The 3,553-nt window shown below is 46.7% G+C and carries 3 protein-coding genes and 1 pseudogene; all 4 read left to right on the forward strand.

The window, feature by feature from the left end:
* A pseudogene (locus BTA31_RS22090) lies at positions 1-130 on the forward strand (AbrB family transcriptional regulator); the annotation flags it as partial.
* Between the two features lie 167 nt (positions 131-297).
* Positions 298-1,635, forward strand: a complete 1,338-nt coding sequence (locus tag BTA31_RS22095; protein ID WP_076794259.1) for an ATP-binding protein — start codon at positions 298-300, stop codon at positions 1,633-1,635.
* A 64-nt stretch (positions 1,636-1,699) separates the two neighbouring features.
* Positions 1,700-2,362, forward strand: coding sequence for a potassium channel family protein (locus tag BTA31_RS22100; RefSeq protein WP_020451237.1), 663 nt, complete (start codon positions 1,700-1,702; stop codon positions 2,360-2,362).
* Between the two features lie 138 nt (positions 2,363-2,500).
* The coding region (gene ade, locus BTA31_RS22105) for an adenine deaminase (RefSeq protein ID WP_422109668.1) at positions 2,501-3,553 on the forward strand (1,053 nt) is incomplete at its 3' end.

Raw genomic sequence — 3,553 nt, forward strand, 5'->3', positions numbered from 1 at the left:
GTGCCTGATGACCGGTGAAATCACTTCTGAAAACCGCGAGTATGGAAATGGAAAAATTACGCTGAGTCCTGAAGGGGCCGAATTGCTTTTGGGAGAAATCAAAGCTGCCTTAAACGGAGTGAAAGCATAAGATTCGACGCCCTTCATCAGAAGGGTTTTTTCTTGCGCCGGCAGCCGATAAAACCGCCGTCACTGAAAAATTCAGCCATAGAGACGATAAATACTTCGAACAATCCTCTCAAATGTGGTGTAAAGAATGTTACAATTGACTGAGAAATACAAGTGGCAGGTGGGGGTATGAAAAGATATCAAGGACGAATCATTGCAACCGTGCTGGCAATGACTTTTATCATGTTTTGGAATTTTTTGTTCTATGGGGTGTTGGGAAATAAAATCAATTGGACGGTTGATCTGCTGTTTACGCTGGTGACATTAATCAGCGTTTGGTGGCTCACGCTTTATATCGATGAGTCAAATCAGCTTGTCTATAAATTGAAGGAAAGCGAAAAGAAATATAAAGAGCTTTCCTCAGAAACCAACCGTATCATGGATAACCTTCAGGAAATCGTCTTTCAGACGGACCGAATAGGATATATAACATTTTTGAATCAGGCGTGGACATCCTTGACCGGATACAGTGTTGAACAGAGCCTTGGAACGATGTACAACGATTATTTCGATCATGAAGAGCGGATTTCGAATCACCTGATCGCCCAGCTGAAGAACAAGGAGCCGGAAGGAAGGATCGAGGTGCTCTACCATCGCAAAGACGGGAGCAAGTTCTGGGGTGAAGTTCACTATAAACTTTATTATAAAAACGGTCAATTTACGGGCAGCTTGGGAACGCTGACTGATGTGACAGAACGGAAAAAAGCGGAGATGGAACTGTTCAAGTCGAATCAGCGGCTGGCCATGCAGTCTCAGAAGCTGGCGATGGCCGGACAGCTCGCCGCGGGAATCGCTCACGAAGTCAGGAACCCGCTGACCTCTGTAAACGGATTTTTGCAGCTGATGAAAGCGGAATACCCTGACCGGAAAGATTACTTTGACATCATTTTCTCTGAGATTAAACGAATCGATTCTGTGCTCGGAGAACTGCTTGTACTGGCCAAACCGCACCAGGTTCAATTTAAAAAGATCAAAATCAATTCGGTTCTTCAGCAGGTGGCAACGCTTCTAGAGACCAACGCCGTGCTTTCCTACATTAAGATCGAAAAAGCGTTTCAGCACGGGGAAGAGTGGGAAATAAACGGTGATGAAAATCAAATCAAACAGGTATTCATCAATTTAATTAAAAACGGGATAGAAGCGATGCCTGACGGCGGGAAAATCACGATTTCCTCAAAGGCGGAAGGGGACTATGTGAAAGTCAGCATCAAAGACGAAGGCGGCGGCATTTCCCAAGCCGATTTGGCAAAGCTCGGGGAGCCTTTCTTCTCAACGAAAGAAGAAGGGACAGGTCTTGGGCTGACGATTTGCCTGAATATCATCGGCGCTCACAACGGAGAAATGAAAATCGACAGCGAATTGGGCGAGGGAAGCACATTCCACATTTTGCTTCCGATCGACAAAGGTACGGCATCCGAAGAGAACGACATTCAGCAAGGATGCTGCAGCCGCGCAACTATAAAATAAAAGAGGAAAAATTCCACTTCATATGATAGAATTTGTTCAAGATTGACCCATGGAGGAATTACCGATGAAAAAAGAATTTGCAGTAATTGGACTCGGCCGGTTCGGCGGCAGCATTTGCAAAGCATTGAGTGAAGAAGGGCTTGAAGTAATGGCGATCGACAGAGATGAAGATCGCGTAAACGAATACGCCAAAATTGCTTCACACGCTGTGATAGGAGACACAACAGACGAATCTGTGCTGAAAAACCTTGGACTGCGCAATTTTGATCACGTTATTGTAGCGATCGGGGAGAACATTCAAGCGAGCATTTTGACAACGCTGATCTTGAAAGAGCTTGGTGTGAAAATGATTACTGTAAAAGCTCAAAACGATTATCATGAAAAAGTATTATCCAAAATCGGGGCGGACCGGATCGTTCATCCGGAGCGTGAAATGGGAAAAAGGATCGCCCACAACATCGTCTCCAACAATGTGCTTGATTATCTTGAACTTTCTGATGAACACAGCCTTGTCGAAATCGCAGCGAACGGCAAACTGGCCGGAAATACACTGCTTGATCTTGATATCCGGGCCAGATACGGAATTAATATCGTCGCGATCAAGCGGGGGAAAGAAGTCATCGTATCTCCGCTTGCCACTGAAGAGATTCAGAAGGACGATATTTTAATCGTCATCGGCTCAAATCCTGACATTGAGAGATTTGAAAAGAAAGTCTTTCAACATTAAAATGCCATCGATCAGCCGCGGGTACCCCACAGCCCGCGGTTTTTTGATCTTTTCATTGACTGTTCCAAGCGATTCGGCTACGATATTGAACCATATACATATAAAAAAGAGAGGGGACATATACCTTTGGACAAAGAGATGTTCATTCGCCGGCTTGACGCTGCCAGTCATCGCAAAAAAGCGGATACTGTAATTAAAAACGGAAAGGTCATGGATGTTTTTAATCAGGAATGGTTGGAGACTGACATAGCCATCACAGACGGGGCCATCGTCGGTTTGGGCGATTATGAGGGGGAGAATACGATTGATGCTGAAGGACAAATGATCGTTCCCGGCTTTATCGACGGTCATGTCCATATTGAGTCTTCAATGGTGACGCCGCCCGAATTTGCCAAAGCTGTGATTCCCCACGGTGTGACAACCGTTGTTACCGATCCTCACGAAATCGCGAATGTCTCAGGTGTGAAGGGCCTTGAGTTCATGTTGGAGCAGGCTGAAATGACCAGACTGAACATTCATTTTATGCTCCCTTCTTGTGTACCTGCGGCACCATTTGAAAAATCGGGTGCAGTTTTGAACGCTGCGGATTTACATCCTTTTTACAGCCGCGAAGAGGTGCTCGGGCTTGCGGAAGTGATGGATTATGTGGCCGTTGAAGCGGGAGAGCCGGATATGGTGCAAAAGCTCATGGATGCCCATCAAGCGGGCAAGCGGATCGACGGACATCTGGCCGGCTTGTCAGCCGGGTTTGTCAATGTCTACAGAGCGGCGGGCGTGCTTACAGACCATGAGGTCACAACACCTGAAGAGGCGCTTGAGCGGGTCAGAAGAGGAATGTACGTCATGCTGAGAGAAGGGTCTGCGGCAAAGAATACGCGTCATGTTTTGCCTGCGGTCAACGAGAAAAATGCGCGACGCTTCTTTTTCTGTACGGATGATAAGCACTTGGATGAACTGGTCGATGAAGGAAGCATTAACCACCAGGTCAAGCTTGCCATTCAAGAGGGACTTGACCCGTTTCTTGCATATCAAATGGGCAGCCTGAATGCAGCGGAATGCTTCGGGTTAAAGACGAAGGGAGCGGTCGCCCCGGGTTATGACGCGGACCTTCTTTTCATCAGCGATTTTGAGAACGTCAGCATTTCAAAGACGATGATTAACGGCGTGATCTGGAGCGGGACAGAACAAAGC

The organism is Bacillus haynesii (genome assembly GCF_001969855.1).
Taxonomy (GTDB): domain Bacteria; phylum Bacillota; class Bacilli; order Bacillales; family Bacillaceae; genus Bacillus; species Bacillus haynesii.